Consider the following 16,205-nt stretch of genomic DNA (forward strand, 5'->3'; position numbering starts at 1 on the left):
ACAAAAGAGGTAGCTATCTAAAATGATAGCTACCTTACACTTATGAAAGGACAGTACCTCTCTTTATAGGTCGGTCTAGATTAAAGCTTTTCTTTTTGTTCATGATCACTCTTTTGCCAGTGCTCCACATTTTTCAAACCTGGAATGCTACTCGCTAAAAATTCAGGGTTTTTTCCAGCTTTCCGCTGTTTCCCATAATCGGACAGGGCAGCAAAGGCAAACTTCCCTAAGAGAAATATTACCAAAATGTTCATTAGCGCCATTAACCCCATAGTGAAATCAGCCATATCCCATACTAGATAAAACTCCGCTAAAGCTCCAAATAAAACCATCCCAATTACAGCTAATCGATAAATCATTATGGAAATCTTGCTCTTTTTAATAAACTCAATATTGGTTTCACCATAATAATAGTTTCCAATGATTGAACTAAAGGCGAATAAGAAAATAGCAATAGCGACAAACATGCTAGCCCAAGAACCAATTTGTGATGCTAACGCATTTTGTGTTAACTCAATACCAACCATTCCATTTGCAAAATCACCTGAAATCAAGATAATAAAGGCCGTTGCACTACAGATAATTAACGTATCTACAAATACCCCTAATGATTGAATCAGGCCTTGTTTTGCAGGGTGACTAACATTCGCTGTTGCAGCAGCGTTTGGAGCACTACCCATACCAGCTTCATTTGAGAATAAACCCCGTTTAATCCCCATCATCATCGCAGCACCAACTCCACCGCCAATCGCTTGCTCTAACCCAAAAGCACTTTTGAAAATAAGAACAAACACACTAGGAATAGCAGTAAAATTCATGACAATGACGATAAGAGCGACAAATAAGTAAATTAAGGCCATCACAGGTACAACAACGGCGGTAACTTTCGCAATTCGGTGAACTCCACCAAAAATGATCGCTGCTGTTAAAATAGCCACAATGATCCCAACGAGTAACGTGTCAGAGCCGAAAGCGCTGTTCATTGCCATTGAGATCGTATTGGATTGAACTGAATTAAAGACCAGTCCAAAACAGAACGTAATTAAAATAGCAAAGATAATTCCGAGCCATCTAGCACCTAATGCTTTTTCCATATAATAGGCTGGTCCACCACGAAAGCTATCTCCGTCTTTTACTTTATAAATCTGCGCTAAAGTACTTTCAATAAAAGCTGTCGCTGATCCTAGTAGGGCAATTAGCCACATCCAAAAGATCGCACCTGGACCACCTAAAGCAATGGCAGATGCCACTCCCGCTAAGTTTCCAGTTCCAACCCTTGAAGCGGTACTAATACAGAAAGCTTGAAAGCTCGAGACCGTCTTTTTTCCTGTTTTAATCGTCTCTTTATCTGTTAATAGACGAAACATTTCACCGATATACTTGAACTGAACAAAGCCTGAAGCAACGGTAAAATAAGCACCGGCTACTATTAATAAAGCAATTAAAAGGTAACTCCAAAGGATGTCGTTACCAACTGAAACGATGTTTTCAATCAAATTCATGCAATCTCTCCTCAGTTATTAAGTGTCGTACAAAAGCAAAATTATGGCGAAGCAACTTTTCTATTATAATAGTAAAAAAACGTTAAATCTAGTTGATTGAGATAATGTTGAGAAAATTTAGCTCTACTAAGGAGTATGAGAGATTTTGCAAAGCGCTAGAAAGTAGAGGAGCGAAAGGGAGGTAGATTTGCTGAAGAAGTGGAGATGGGGATTTAGAAATGAAGTCTGGCTGGATTCCTCAAAAAAAGAAGAGGGACTTCATCCATCTTCTCTGGCAAACAATTATACGTAAGTGTTGATCATTTACGAAGCTTAAAACGGATCCACAACTCAATTACAACTAGATTCCCTATCCAACTTAACCATATAGCTGCTAAATACCCGACCGTAAAGTTATCTAATGAATATCCTACAATCGCCGACCACATTCGAAACGTAAGAGCAGCAAAAGTTACGGCATAGCTTCGATACATCCATTCCTCATGTAAAGTCAGCTGTTTGTTTCGAATGTATTTATACGCTTTGAAAGTTGTATACAGCCATGCAACATCTAAGCATAGAAACCCAAGGATTGCCAAAATCCCCCCATGAGCGTAGAAAGATAAATAAATCCCTCCAGTAGAACTAATAAGAATCGTGACCACGTAGACTTTTCCTAAGTTCCGGTGTATGTGTAAATTCCGACTGCGTAGCTTTTTTATAAACAAAAATGGGCCAATCACTAATGGGAATGCAGCAGTAATAATATGAATATACAATGCGATGTTCCAAAGTTGATTGTTCATTTGAAACATTTCCATTCCCTCTCGAATAAGAATGGCGTTGCCCTCAACCGGATCTAACACAAAATAACGAACTATTGCAGAAATGGCTAAAACAAACGATAACAAAACAATGATAGAAAAGCCTGTTTTCTTAATCATTTCGTTCGCTTGTCTCCTCTCTAGATTTATAATTATATGTATTATACAGGAAGTTATAGGAGAGAAGTGGGATTTATTGGAGGAGACAGGAGGTGGATTCCTGAAAAAGAGGAAAATTCAAACCCAGGGAACCAAAAGCCCACTTAGATTCCCGAAAAAGAGGAAAAGCCAAAGATCGGGAACCAAAAGCCCACTTAGATTCCCGAAAAAGAGGAAAAGCCAAAGATCGGGAACCAAAAGCCCACTTAGATTCCTGAAAAAGAGGAAAAGCCAAAGATCGGGAACCAAAAGCCCACTTAGATTCCTGAAAAAGAGGAAAAGCCAAAGCACGGGAACCAAAAGCCCTATTAGATTCCTGAAAAAGAGGAAAATCCAAAGTTCAGGAATCAAAAGCCAAATGGATATTTACAAAAAGCAAAGGCACCGTTCTAACGCTTTTCATGAAGATGAAGCGACAGAACAGCCTTTGCTTTTTTGCTATGTTATTACTTCTGAAACGAGGAAAGTCCTTCATTGGCAAGACTAATCACTAATTCAGCTATCTCTTTTGGTGATTCTTTTAACCCGTTTTTCAGCCAATGTTGGATCACGTGAATACTGCCGTTGGCAATATATATACTTAAATATTCAGCGTTAAACGGGAGAGTAGTCGCGTCGGAGATGAAAAATTTTATTAAATGCCGATGAGCTAGCATCATGACTTTTTTTTGGAACGCTGGATTGCCGTGCTCACTGAATAACGTTTGGGAACTTTCACGATTTTTTACAAGATATTCTAATAGTTTTTCTGTCATTTGTATGGCTTCTTCGTTTTTGGTGTAGTTGTATGCGGACAAGGTTTGGTTTAAGTCTTCTATGATTTCATCTTCAATTTGGTTGAGAAGATCATATAAATCTGCGTAATGAGAATAGAAAGTTGAGCGGTTAATATCGGCTAATTCGCACACTTCTTTAATGGTGATCTTAGTTACAGGTTTTTCTTGCATTAATTTAATAAAACTTTCTTTCAGTGCGAGCCTTGTATATTTAATTCGTCTATCTAATCTGGAACTCATATTTCCCCCCCTTTTTAAACGATTTTGTTGCGAATCCAACACATTACAAGTGGGTGTTGATTATCTAACAGAAGATAACGAACTGTTTGTTGATTATCCTACACAGTGTCATTATACTTAGGCATTAGTTACGATTCAAGGAGTTGTTCAGTCATGCTAGATATCGCTGCAAAAATAATGAAATACAAAAAGTCAATTGTAGTTGTATTTATGTTACTAACCGTGTTTAGTGCTATTGCCCAGTTTTTTGTATCAGTCAACTACAATATGAGTGAATATATGCCAGAGAATACTCCGTCGACAAAGGCCATTGAGGTGATGGAAGCGGAATTTGATACGCCTCTTTCGAATGCTCAAGTAATGATTCGGGACGTGTCTTTGCAAGAAGCTCTTGTGTATAAAGACAGGCTAGGGGAGCTTGATGGAGTTTCCGATGTTGTCTGGCTCGATCAAGCGCTGGATTTAAAAACCCCTTTAGAAATGGCAGAAAAGGAGTTAGTTGAGACTTACTATAAGGACAATCATGCTCTCTTTTCGTTAACCGTTCGAGAAGGCGATGAAGTAGCGATTACAGAAGCGATTTATGACTTAATAGGTGAGGAAAATGCATTAATAGGAGATGCGGCTGATACAGCAGTTGCTCAAAGTATGGCAGCTAATGAAGCGATGTATGCGGCTCTGTTATTAGTGCCACTTATTATTATCATTCTCGTTATCTCCACGACTTCATGGATTGAACCGCTATTTTTCCTTACCGCTATCGGAGTATCTGTTCTGATTAATTTAGGAACAAATATTTTCATTGGCGAAATTTCTTTTGTGACACAATCGGTCAGTCCGATTTTACAATTAGCGGTTTCGTTAGATTATGCTGTTTTCCTGCTTCATAGTTTTTCAGATTATCGGAAGAAGACGGCGAATCCTGAAGAGGCAATGCAGCTTGCCATAAAAAAATCGTTTCCGGCAATTGCAGCTAGTGCGGCTACTACTTTCTTTGGTTTCCTGGCACTGACGTTTATGCAGTTTGAAATTGGAGCTGATTTAGGAGTAAACCTTGTAAAAGGGATTTTGTTAAGTTTTATTAGTGTCATGGTATTTTTACCTGCATTAACGGTGTTGTTTTATAAATGGATCGATAAAACGCAGCACAAGCCTTTTGTACCAACGACCCTTTCCATTGGCAAGGGAGTGATGAAGGTGAGATTTGTGAGCTTGGTTGTTGTATTTTTGGTTCTTGTACCAGGTTTCTTAGCACAACAAGAAACATCCTTTATTTATGGGAACGGCGAACAGCCTGAGTCCACTCGTCTTGGAGCTGATATCATCGCAGTTGATGAGGTATTCGGTCAGACAACTCCAATTGTTTTATTAGTCCCAAAAGGGGATGTTGCTAGAGAAGTGAGGATGGAACAAGATTTAGAAGGAGTCCAGCATGTTACTAATGTGATCTCCTATAATCAAGCCGTTAGTCCAGCGATCCCGCCGGAGTATCTGGATCCATCGATTACGGAACAGTTTCACTCGGAGAATTACAGTCAGATCATTCTTTACACCGAAACAGAAAATGAAGGAGAGGCTGCCTTCGGTGTCGTGGAATCGGTCCGCGAAATTGCAGCATCTTATTATGGTGATGAAGCACTAGCTCTTGGAGAGAGTGTCGCCTTGTACGATATGAAAACGACGATTACAAGAGATAATACCGTGGTCAACATTTTAACCATTGTTGCCATTGGGACGGTTTTACTTTTTACATTTAAATCGATCTCTCTTCCAGTCGTCTTGTTATTGACGATTCAAGCAGCGGTATGGATTAACCTTGCTGTCCCGTATTTTACAGATACACCATTAGTTTTTGTCGGTTATTTAGTCGTTAGTACTGTTCAGCTAGCAGCGACGGTCGATTACGCGATCCTCTTTACTGAAAATTATCTTGAGAATCGCAAAGAAATGTCTGCCAAGGAATCCATTATCAAAACGTTGAATGAAAAGACATTCTCAATTTCAATCTCGGCAGCCATTTTATCGTGTGTAGGCTTTATTTTATGGATTACATCTAGCAACCCAATTGTCGCATCAATTGGATTACTTCTTGGCAGAGGGGCGTTACTAGCCTTTATTATGGTTCTCTTTTTCTTGCCAGCAGTACTTCTAGTGTTCGATAAAGTAATTGGGAAAACAACAATAAAAGCAAACTTTTTTAGGGAGGATACATGATGAAGAGAATGACGTTTGTTTGTTTAGCGATGCTGCTCGTGTTTCCTTTTCAAGTAGCGAATGCCAATGTGAATGGGGTTGTAGGTTCCAAAGATGAGGTTGTGTACGGGAGCTTAAGTGCAACAGGTACGTTGAACGAACTATATGTTGTGAATATGTTGGACGTAGCCGAACAAGGTTTCATTATCGATTATGGAGACTATACGGCCGTTCGGAATTTAACGGACTTGTCAGTACTAGAGCAAGATGAAGATGAGGTACAGCTTGAAGCCTCACCAGGTTGGTTTTACTATCAAGGAAATATGGAGAATCATGAACTGCCATGGAATATCAACATTTCCTACATGCTTGATGGGGAAGAAGTATTTCCAGATGAGTTAGCAGGAAAAGAGGGACGTCTTCTGTTAACAATCAAAACATCAAATAATGAACAAGTAGATCCTAGTTTTTTTGAGAATTACACACTACAAATCTCTCTCACTCTTGATACCGAGAAGATGAGCAATATCCAAGCACCAGATGCAAATATTGCAAATGTCGGCAAAAAGAGGCAATTGACGTATACGGTGATGCCAGATAGTGAAGGCGATGTTAGTTTTCTTGCCGACGTGACTAACTTTGAAATGGAAGGGATCGATATTGCGGCTATTCCGCTATCAATGGCGCTTGATAATCTAGAAACAGAAGAAATGACAAGTGAAATGCGGACGTTAAGCGACGCTATTCAAGAAATTAATAATGGTGTTTCTGATTTAAACACAGGTGTGTCTGAATTGAATGATGGTGTTCAAAGCTTAAATCGTGGTTCGCGCCAATATGGTGATGGAATGATTGAAATAAAGGATGCTTCCGCTGAAATCATCAGCGCTTCACGGACAATTGATGAATCACTTGCTATGTTATATAAAGGACTTAGCGGCTCATCAAATAAGATGGATTTGAGTGGATTAGCTCAATTGCCAGAAGGCTTATCGCTTATGGCAGATGGTCTGAAAGAAGTTGCAAATGGTTTAACTCAACTAAATGAAAATTACCCAATCGCCTTTTCTGCATTAAATGAGGCAATGAACGGTATTCCGGCTTCTGGTGTGTCAGAAGAAGATATTCAGCAGTTGTATGAAAGCGGAGCGAATCCAGAAACGATTGAACATTTAGTCGACGTGCTTGTTGCTGCACAAACAGCAAAAGGAACGTATGATAATGTGAAAGAAGCTTTTGTTGCGGTGGGCCCAGCATTAGAAGGGACAAACGGGGCGGTTCATGAAATGAGCAATCAATTACGCACGTTGGCAAGTGAGCTTTCCGGAGCTTTTGAAAGCATGGAAGGATTGGACGCATTAAGTGAATTAGAAGAAGGGATTGGCTTACTAGCAAAAAATTATGGTCAGTTTCATGCAGGACTTGTTTCGTATACAGATGGTGTTGCTCAGTTGGCCAACTCGTACAGTGAAATTGCGTCAGGATTTGGTGAAGTGGCAAAAGGAACGTCCGAGCTTAGTAGTGGTGTCGGAGAGCTTCGTGATGGTACCGCAGAATTAGCTAGAGAAACATCTGATTTACCGGAACAAATGCAAGAAGAGATAGATGCAATGAGGGAACAATTCGATAAGTCTGATTTTGAGCCGGTTTCGTTTGTGTCACCCAAAAATATGAACGTTGAGTCAGTCCAATTTATTCTCAAAACAGAACCGATTGAGTTAGATGAAGAGGAAGAAACAACTTTCGTTGAGGAAGAAGGAGAAGTAAGTTTTTGGGAGCGATTGAGAAGTTTGTTTTTGGAGAGCAAGAAAGTTTGAGATATATATAAATCTTCTAACATATGTAAAACTAGTTCAATTAGAAAATCCAACTTCAAGTAATAGCTTACTTTTATTACAAGTAGAATAGAATACAAACCATAAAGGTTTGTCCTAAAAGCGTGAGTAAATAAAATTAGTATTTTGCTTTAATTTAATAACTACATTAACTAGAAAGGGAAGGGGTCATAAAGTCCCCTTCTATTTTTTTATAGAAACCTTCTGTGTATAAAAAGTAGCGATCTTAACAATCTGTTCAGCCATATAATCCTTTGGGTGATTGAAGTCATTATGAATCCATTCAAGTATGAGGCCGATCATACCGCTGACACGATATGTATAAAAAAGCTCAATATTGATATCTGGATCTTTATCATTTGGTGAAAAGTCAATTTCTTCTCTGAAATGTTTTTTCATTATCTCGATCAATTGATTCTGGAAGTTAAAAGTAATATTAGGGCCTAGCATGGTTTGGTAAAACTCTTTGTTTTTAATAAAGTGATCAAAAAGTCCAATAGTAGAAAGTTCTATTATATTTACTTCCTCGTCAGAGCTAACATAACAATGTCTAAATGCTTTACGTAACTCGGTAAACACATCATCTATCATTTCTTCTAATAAATCTTCTTTTTGTTCGTAATGAAAATAAAACGTACCTCGATTAAAGTCAGCCTCTTTAACAATTTCCGTTATTGAAATTTCTTCAAAGTGCTTTTCTTTAAGTAAAGATAAAAGGGTCTTTTTAAATAATTTTTTCGACCGTACGACTTTCTTATTCGTCGTAGGATTCATATCAGCATCCCCTCTTTCAAAAAATAGTCTCTATTATACAATATATTCGAAAGTGTTAAGTTTTGTACAGTTTTTAATATTTTGATTATTGGTAGCGTTTGCAATAGAGATTATAATGGACATACAACAAGGTTTCTAATAATAATTGCTTTAATTGAAAAGGGGGAAATCGGCATGTCAACGTTAATTGCATTAAATTCAAAGGCACTTGAGTTTACTTCTAAACCTTTACAAATGTTTATAGGTGGTAGATGGATAGATGCGATATCGGGTAAAAGAACGGAAATTAGAAATCCAGCAACTGGTGAGTTAATTACGACGGCTGCTGAAGGTGATAAAGAGGACGTTGATCTTGCGGTCGCTGCTGCGCGCAAGGCATTTGAGGAAGGTCCATGGCCTAAAATGAAACCAAATGAAAGAGCTAAGCTTATCCTTAAATTAGCAGACCTAATTGAAGAAAATGCCGAGGAACTAGCACATTTAGATACTTTAGATTATGGGCAACCCGTTTCCTTAACAACTGGATTTGCAGCAGCGGCAGCAGATAATTTTCGGTACTATGCTGGGTGGACAACAAAAATAACAGGAGAAACAATTCCTTCTTCCACACCTGGAAATATATTTAACTATACGATTCGTGAGCCGATTGGTGTTTGTGCAGGCATTGTTCCGTGGAATGCCCCCTTAATGAATGCAATTATGAAAATTTCAGCCCCTTTAGCAGTTGGAAATACAGTGATTGTCAAACCTTCTGAGGAAACTCCAATAAGCTTGCTTCGATTCGCTGAATTAGTCCAAAAGGCAGGATTCCCAGATGGAGTAGTGAACATTGTAACTGGTTATGGTCACACGGTAGGAGCAGCTCTCTCATCTCATACCGATGTCGACAAAATTGCCTTTACTGGTTCAACAGCTGTAGGGAAAGAAATCATTCAGAATAGTGCAGTGAATATAAAAAAGGTGACACTAGAGCTAGGGGGGAAATCCGCACATATTATCTTTGATGATGCTGATTATGAAACAGCGCTTGCTAACGCTGCGAACTCTATCTTTTTTAACTCTGGTCAAGTATGTTTCGCGGGCTCACGATTATTTGTTGAGAAAGGCATTTATGATAGGTTTTTAGCTGATTTAGCAGAATACTCAAAGAATTACCGAGTAGGAAATGGGTTTGATAAGGAAACAGTGATAGGTCCACTGATTTCATCGAAACAGAAAGAAAGGGTACTGAATTATTTGGATATCGGACAGAGAGAAGGAGCAGAAATGCTAATTGGCGGTAACGCAACAGAAGCTGATTTAGCAAATGGCCATTTCGTCAAGCCAACAGTCATGGCAAATGTTCATCATGACATGACGATTGTAAAAGAGGAAATCTTTGGTCCAGTCGTTTCCGCCATGCCTTTTGATGATATCGATGAAGTGATTAAACAAGCAAATAACACGGTCTATGGTTTAGGTGGGGGAATTTGTACAACGGATATTCGGAAGGCTCATAAAGTAGCGCATGCATTAAGAACAGGAAATGTTTGGGTGAATACGTACAATATCACAGAACCTGGCTCGCCTTTTGGAGGCTACAAACAAAGCGGATTAGGTAGGGAAAACGGTGCTGCATCTATCGATATGTATACAGAAATTAAAAATATTTGGATTAACTTAGATTAATAGAATAAAAGCCATAGTTACCTCGGGTAGAATTACCCGGGGTGATACAAATATCTATATTCATAGGAGGAGTAGGAGTACATGTATAGAGGAGTTGAAACATTTGGAGAAGTGGTCAAACACCGTGCTAAGTTGAATCCTGATGCGCAGTTTATAAAATTTGAAAGCTCTGGGTTAACGTATAATGAGTATCACCTCGGTGGCAATAAAATTGCTAATATTATTTCTTCTATCGGACTAAAAAAAAGTGACACATGTGCGGTGATGCTGCCTAATAGTCCGGAATTCTTGGTCACTTGGTTAGGTCTTGCAAGACTAGGAGTTATTGAGGTTCCAATTAATATTGCGTATAAGGGTGATTTGCTTGCCTATATCCTTAATAAAGCGAAATGTCAGGCACTTGTTATTTCTTCCATATGGATTGATAGAATTAAAGAAATAGCAGATGAACTCACACACCTTTCTCACATTATCGTAGTTGGAGATCATGAACAGCGGGAAAATGATTCATTTAATTGGTATTCCTATGAAGAACTCTTCTCACAAGCCCAAGACTCTGATATAAATGTCGAAATCAAAACAAATGATCCCTCTTTAATTCTTTTTACCTCTGGAACAACGGGTCCATCCAAAGGAGCCATTCTTACCCATCGTGCCAATTTTAATTTAGCTCAAACAGCTTGTGATCTTATGAATTATGGACCTTCGGATCGACTATTTACCGTTTTTCCGTTGTATCATGTCAATGCCCGTTATACAACCATTTTAGTTGCGTTGATTGCTAATTGTGATGTTGTTATGCATGATCGTTTTTCCGCTTCGAAGTTTTGGGATATTTGCCGGAGGGAAGGAATCACTTGTTTTAATTATATGGGATCACTTCTTACGATCTTAATGAAACAGCCAAAAAGAGCCAATGACGCAGATAATCCAGTAAGAATGATCCAAGGTGCTCCTGCTCCAATTGAAATATTTGAGGATTTTCAAAAGAGATTTAATGTGAAAATTACTGAAGCTTATGGCTCAACAGAAGTTGGTTTGGCAACTATTAATCGTGCTGAATCTTTTCGTATAGGTTCTTGTGGGAAAGCTGTTCCGATTTATGAGGTTGAAATCCATGATGAACATGATCATCCTTGTCCACCAGGAGTAGCAGGTGAAATTGTCGTTCGACCAAGAGAGCCGTGGATTATGTTCTCTGGCTATTACGGGATGCCTGAAGAAACCGTTAAATCCTGGGGGAATTTATGGTTTCACACAGGGGATAGTGGCTATATGGATGATGACGGATATTTCTATTTTGTTGATCGAAAAAAGGATGTCGTTCGAAGGAGGGGGGAAAATATCTCATCCTATGAAATAGAAAGTGTTATTAATAAACATCCTTTTATTCTAGAAGCAGCAGTCATCGGTGTACCATCTGATCTATCGGAGGAAGAAGTACTGGCTGTCGTTCATGTAAAAGATGATAACGATCTATCACCTGAAGAATTACTTGAGTATTGCCAGTCACGTATGGCGCATTTTGCAATACCTCGATATGTTCGTTTTGTTAAGGAGCTACCAAGAACCCCTTCTCAAAGAGTTGAAAAGTATAAGCTCAGAAAAGAAGGGATTACGGTTGATACTTGGGATCGTGAATTTGCCGGTTTTAAAGTGAGCCGCTAGTTATACTGAATGAAATGAGAAAGGGAGGGGAAACAATGTACAACGGAATAGAGACATTTGGAGCAATTGTAGAACATCGGGCACGATTGAGACCAAATGACCGCTTTATACGATTTGGGAATGGCGAAGATCTCACTTATGGTGAATTTCATCGAAAAGGAAATCGAATAGCCAATCTTGCTTTATCTCTCGGGCTAAAAAGAGGAGACACGTGTGCGGTCATGCTGCCTAACAGCTCAGAGTTTTTGATTACATGGTTGGGACTTGCGCGCCTTGGAGTTATGGAAGTGCCAATTAATACAGGATTTCGAGGTGACCAGCTTGCCTATATTCTAAACAAAGCAGAATGTCAGGCAATTGTTATTTCGTCACAATGGGTTGATCGTATTGACGATATTTCTAAACAACTGACTTTTCTTAAACAGGTGATTGTGGTTGGGGATAAACCTGAGGAAAAATCAGATCAATTTAGTTGGTATACTTTTGAACAGTTGATCTCTGAAGCAAGTGATAGAAGTGTAGACATTCACATTCAAGCAAGTGATCCATCCCTTATCCTCTTTACATCAGGTACGACTGGTCCATCAAAAGGTGTAGTCCTTACACATAGCTCTAATTTTAGTTTGGCTCATACGGCCTGTGAACTCATGGAATATCAACCAAAAGATCGTTTATTTACTGTTTTTCCATTATTCCATGTGAATGCGCGTTACACAACTATTCTGGTAGCACTCCTTGTTGGTTGTGACGTAGTCATGCATAATCGTTTTTCCGCTTCAAGGTTTTGGGATATTTGCCGGAAGGAGAACATTACAGCCTTCAACTTTATGGGGTCGATGCTTACAATTTTAATGAAGCAAAAGAAACGAATAGATGATGCTGATCATTTGGTTCGAAAAGCATATGGAGCACCGACCCCTTTGGAAATTTATGAGGATTTTCAAGAACGATTTCAAGTCCAAATCTCTGAAGTATATGGATCCACTGAACTAGGCACGGTTGCAGCCAATCGTGCAAGTCAGTTTCGAAAAGGGGCTTGTGGAAGGATAACGCCAATTTATGAGGTAGAGATTCATGATGAATTTGATCAACCGTGCCCAGTAGGGAAAAGTGGTGAAATCGTGGTTCGACCAAAAAAAACCGGAATCATGTTCTCCAATTACTATGGAAATTCAGATGCCACCGTTAAGGCATGGCAAAACCTATGGTTTCATACCGGGGATACAGGTCGTTTAGATGAGGATGGCTATCTTTATTTTATCGATCGAAAAAAAGATGTGGTTCGTAGACGTGGGGAAAACATTTCATCTTATGAAGTTGAACGCGTTATTAACGAGCATCCACAAGTATTAGAATCAGCCATTATTGGTGTACCGTCTGAGCTATCTGAGGAGGAAGTACTAGCTGTTGTTATCCTGAAAGATGGAGAAAAGCAACTTCCTGAAGAACTATTACATTTCTGCCAATCACGACTAGCTCACTTTGCGGTTCCACGTTATATCCGCTATGTGAAAGAATTGCCAAGAAACACATCTCAACGAGTTGAAAAATACAAATTGCGTTCGGAGGGAATTACGTCAGATACGTGGGATCGTGAACAGGTAGGCTACCAAGTAAAACAATAATTATACTCTATGGTTGATAGAAAAGGAGATTCATCATGATTTCATTAAAAGGAAAGGTAGCAATCGTTGGAGCAGCTGACACTCAAGTAGGAGTGATTCCACTTCTGTCTGCAACGCAATTATGTATCGATGCGGCATTAAAAGCAATAGAGGATGCTGGAATTAGCAAGGATGAGGTGGATGGACTTATTACGTGTAATTCCATGGCCGAACCCATCCTTTATCACGCAGAAGCAATTGCTGAATATTTGCAAATATTTCCGAAATATTGCATGAGTGTTAGTACAGGTGGAGGAACAACCTTTTCCGTTCTTCACCATGCTGCTTCCGCAATTGTAACGGGTGTTTGTGATACTGTTTTAATTTCCATGGCAGACAGCCTAAGGAGTGGATTGACTAAGGAGCAGGCAATGGCTGCACAAGCATCAACTGGACATAACCAGTTTGAGCTCCCTTATGGTCCAACCGTTCCAGCTTATTATGCACTGATTGCACAGGCCCATATGGAACAATACGGAACAACCTCTGAACAATTTGCACGGGTTTCTGTCGCCGCCCGTAAGCATGCCAATTTAAACCCCGAAGCTCAAATGAGAGAGCTCATCACAGTCGAAGATGTTATACATTCAAAAAAAATAGCAGATCCCTTACATCTATTGGATTGCTCGCTCATATCCGATGGAGGATCTGCCGTGATTGTAACGTCAGCAGAACGGGCTGCTGACTTTCCTAATCATCCGGTTTACCTACTGGGAGTAGGAGAGGGGCATAGTCACGAGCATTTAAGTCAGGCTCGTAGCCTCACAACGTCAGCCGCCGTTGAATCGGGTCAACGTGCTTTCAAAATGGCAGGGCTTAGTCCAAAGAATATTGATTTTGCGCAACTTTACGATTGCTTCACTCCAACCGTATTAATTGAGCTTGAAGACCTTGGTTTTTGTGAAAAGGGAGAAGGCGGGGCATTTGTAGAAAGCGGTGCGATTGAACTTGGTGGCACTCTTCCAGTAAACACACATGGTGGATTACTATCCCATTGTCATCCAGGAAACCCAGGATCTATGTTCGCACTAACCGAAGCAGTCACCCAGCTTCGTCATCAAGCTGGTGCACGTCAAGTACCGAAAGCTGAGGTAGCACTTGTTCATGGGCAGGGTGGGATTATGTCAAGCCATACGACACTTATTCTCGGTCGGGAGGTTGAGTAAATGACAGACTCTTTAGGAAAATACATCCCGAACCCAACTCTGGAGACGAAGCCTTATTGGGAGGCTTGTAGAAATCATGAACTGCTCATTCAACAATGTACGGATTGTAGCCATGTCCAGTTCTATCCACGGCTTATGTGTACGAAATGTACAAGTAAAAAAGTAGAATGGGTAAGGGCAATTGGAGAGGGGACTGTGGTGAGTTATACGATTGTTCACCGCGCAATATCCAAGGCCTATCAGTCCGAAGCTCCTTATGTTGTTGCCTTAATTAAATTAGAGGAAGGACCAACAATGATGAGTAACATCATAGATTGTGACTTAAAAGCGATTGAAATAGGGATGAAGGTAAAAGTAGTATTTGAAACTTGGTCCGAATCAATGACGATTCCACAATTTACACCGATCTAGGTTTTTCCTTTTATTTATAGATTCTTATTTCAAAAAGGAAATATGGAGGAGGAATGTTTATGAAAGCGCTAGTATTGAGGGAATGACAGCTTTTCATGGTTTAGTAGAGCAAGCAAAAGTAAAACAGAGGGAATGGGTAGCGTGGTGCAATTCTTTAAAATTTTTAGAGTGCCAGCACTTTTTAAACATGAGTTAGTATAAAAAGATACAACAAAATTTGTTATTAAATCTAATTCCCAATTTCTTTAAAATCCTCTTTAAGGGGGGAGAACCTACACTAATGCGGGAATTTTAAAAAAATTCAGATAATGTTATTCTAAATGTAGAAAAACATCTCATATGAAAAAGAAAGGATGATCTCATTGCCTAATTTATCGCCAGAAGCGAAAGCGTATTTAGAACTATTTAATCAAATGCCTGCAATTCAATCAATGGATCCAATATCTGTAAGAGAAATGTTTGCCCAAGCTCCTCCTGTTGAGGTGGAATTGGCACCACTAGCAAAGATTGAGGATCGTTTCATTCCTGTCGATAACAATGAGGAAATTAAAGTTAGAATTTATACGCCAGAAGGTGAAGGCCCGTTTCCACTTTTTGTTTATTATCATGGTGGTGGATGGGTTTTAGGAGATATTGAAACATCTGACGCAAGCTGTAGATTGATCGCCAATCGAACAGGTTCGATTGTTGTTTCGGTTGACTATCGACTTTCACCTGAATTTAAGTTTCCAATTCCACTACAAGATTCCTATGCGGCTTTAGAGTGGGTACAAGAAAATGCTACGCATTTAAATGGAAACGCTTCCAAACTGGTGGTAGGTGGAGATAGTGCGGGTGGGAATCTTGCAACGGTTGCCGCTATGGTAGCTCGTGATCAAAACGGACCACAAATTTCAGCACAAGTGCTTATCTATCCAGTGACAGACTTGGCTTATAATACAGCGTCTTATGAAGAATTTCAACAAGGGTTTGGATTAGATAAAGATCTCATGATTTGGTTTGGCGACCATTATATCAGAGACGAATCAGATCAAAAAGACAAATATGTAGCACCTTTGGTAGCCGAGGATTTAAGCAATCTCCCACAAGCGTTAGTCATCACAGCAGAGTGTGATGTCCTAAGGGATGAAGGCTTAGCGTATGCAAAGCGATTAAAAAATGCGAGTGTTAACGTTGAGACTATTTGTGAAAAGGGATTAGTTCATGGCTATTTTACCAATATGGCTGTCTTCCCAGATCGGATTAAAGGCACGGTTTCAAGCATTGCTCAGTTTTTGACTGCAGCTGATCAAAAGGTTAATAACGTTAAATAAACGTAATTTTTACTAAAGCACGTAATTGAATTA

The 16,205-nt window shown here is 39.4% G+C and carries 12 protein-coding genes; 8 read left to right on the forward strand and 4 right to left on the reverse strand.

What is annotated here, in order from left to right; genetic code table 11:
- Positions 1–80: 80 nt before the first annotated feature.
- The 3 genes from N0O92_RS08375 to N0O92_RS08385 all read right to left on the reverse strand — a co-directional run bounded on the left by N0O92_RS08375 (position 81) and on the right by N0O92_RS08385 (position 3,480).
- On the reverse strand, positions 81–1,502 hold the full coding sequence (locus N0O92_RS08375) for an alanine/glycine:cation symporter family protein (protein ID WP_315614219.1): 1,422 nt from the start codon (positions 1,500–1,502) through the stop codon (positions 81–83).
- Positions 1,503–1,801: 299 nt separating this feature from the next.
- Positions 1,802–2,425: a DUF2306 domain-containing protein gene (locus tag N0O92_RS08380; RefSeq protein ID WP_315614220.1), complete on the reverse strand. Its 624-nt coding sequence runs from the start codon at positions 2,423–2,425 to the stop codon at positions 1,802–1,804.
- 485 nt (positions 2,426–2,910) lie between these two features.
- Positions 2,911–3,480 (reverse strand): TetR/AcrR family transcriptional regulator, encoded by a 570-nt coding sequence (locus N0O92_RS08385; RefSeq protein WP_315614221.1) that lies wholly within the window; start codon positions 3,478–3,480, stop codon positions 2,911–2,913.
- 153 nt (positions 3,481–3,633) lie between these two features.
- On the opposite strand from N0O92_RS08385, the gene N0O92_RS08390 reads away from it, so the two are divergent.
- Both N0O92_RS08390 and N0O92_RS08395 read left to right on the forward strand, forming a co-directional pair.
- Positions 3,634–5,694, forward strand: a complete 2,061-nt coding sequence (locus N0O92_RS08390) for an efflux RND transporter permease subunit (RefSeq protein ID WP_315614222.1) — start codon at positions 3,634–3,636, stop codon at positions 5,692–5,694.
- Positions 5,691–7,490, forward strand: coding sequence for a YhgE/Pip domain-containing protein (locus tag N0O92_RS08395; RefSeq protein ID WP_315614223.1), 1,800 nt, complete (start codon positions 5,691–5,693; stop codon positions 7,488–7,490). Before N0O92_RS08390 ends, N0O92_RS08395 begins: the two co-directional genes overlap by 4 nt.
- A 201-nt stretch (positions 7,491–7,691) precedes the next feature.
- On the opposite strand, the gene N0O92_RS08400 is transcribed toward N0O92_RS08395, so the two are convergent.
- Positions 7,692–8,282 carry a TetR/AcrR family transcriptional regulator gene (locus N0O92_RS08400; RefSeq protein WP_315614224.1) on the reverse strand — a complete coding sequence of 197 codons (591 nt, stop codon included), beginning with the start codon at positions 8,280–8,282 and terminating at the stop codon, positions 7,692–7,694.
- A gap of 174 nt (positions 8,283–8,456) precedes the next feature.
- On the opposite strand from N0O92_RS08400, the gene N0O92_RS08405 reads away from it, so the two are divergent.
- From N0O92_RS08405 to N0O92_RS08430, 6 genes are all read left to right on the forward strand, one after another.
- Positions 8,457–9,950 carry an aldehyde dehydrogenase family protein gene (locus tag N0O92_RS08405; protein ID WP_315614225.1) on the forward strand — a complete coding sequence of 498 codons (1,494 nt, stop codon included), beginning with the start codon at positions 8,457–8,459 and terminating at the stop codon, positions 9,948–9,950.
- A gap of 81 nt (positions 9,951–10,031) precedes the next feature.
- Positions 10,032–11,618 carry an ATP-dependent acyl-CoA ligase gene (locus tag N0O92_RS08410; protein WP_315614226.1) on the forward strand — a complete coding sequence of 529 codons (1,587 nt, stop codon included), beginning with the start codon at positions 10,032–10,034 and terminating at the stop codon, positions 11,616–11,618.
- Positions 11,619–11,653: 35 nt separating this feature from the next.
- Positions 11,654–13,243, forward strand: coding sequence for an ATP-dependent acyl-CoA ligase (locus N0O92_RS08415; RefSeq protein ID WP_315614227.1), 1,590 nt, complete (start codon positions 11,654–11,656; stop codon positions 13,241–13,243).
- A 35-nt stretch (positions 13,244–13,278) separates the two neighbouring features.
- Complete coding sequence (locus tag N0O92_RS08420) at positions 13,279–14,448, forward strand: thiolase C-terminal domain-containing protein (RefSeq protein ID WP_315614228.1); 1,170 nt, start codon at positions 13,279–13,281, stop codon at positions 14,446–14,448.
- Entirely contained in the window at positions 14,449–14,859 is a 411-nt protein-coding gene (locus tag N0O92_RS08425) for a Zn-ribbon domain-containing OB-fold protein (RefSeq protein WP_315614229.1), read from the forward strand.
- 362 nt (positions 14,860–15,221) lie between these two features.
- Complete coding sequence (locus tag N0O92_RS08430) at positions 15,222–16,172, forward strand: alpha/beta hydrolase (protein ID WP_315614230.1); 951 nt, start codon at positions 15,222–15,224, stop codon at positions 16,170–16,172.
- Positions 16,173–16,205: the final 33 nt, after the last annotated feature.

The sequence above is a fragment of the Alkalihalobacillus sp. MEB130 genome, from assembly GCF_032335535.1.
In the GTDB taxonomy this organism is placed as follows: domain Bacteria; phylum Bacillota; class Bacilli; order Bacillales; family Bacillaceae_D; genus Halalkalibacter.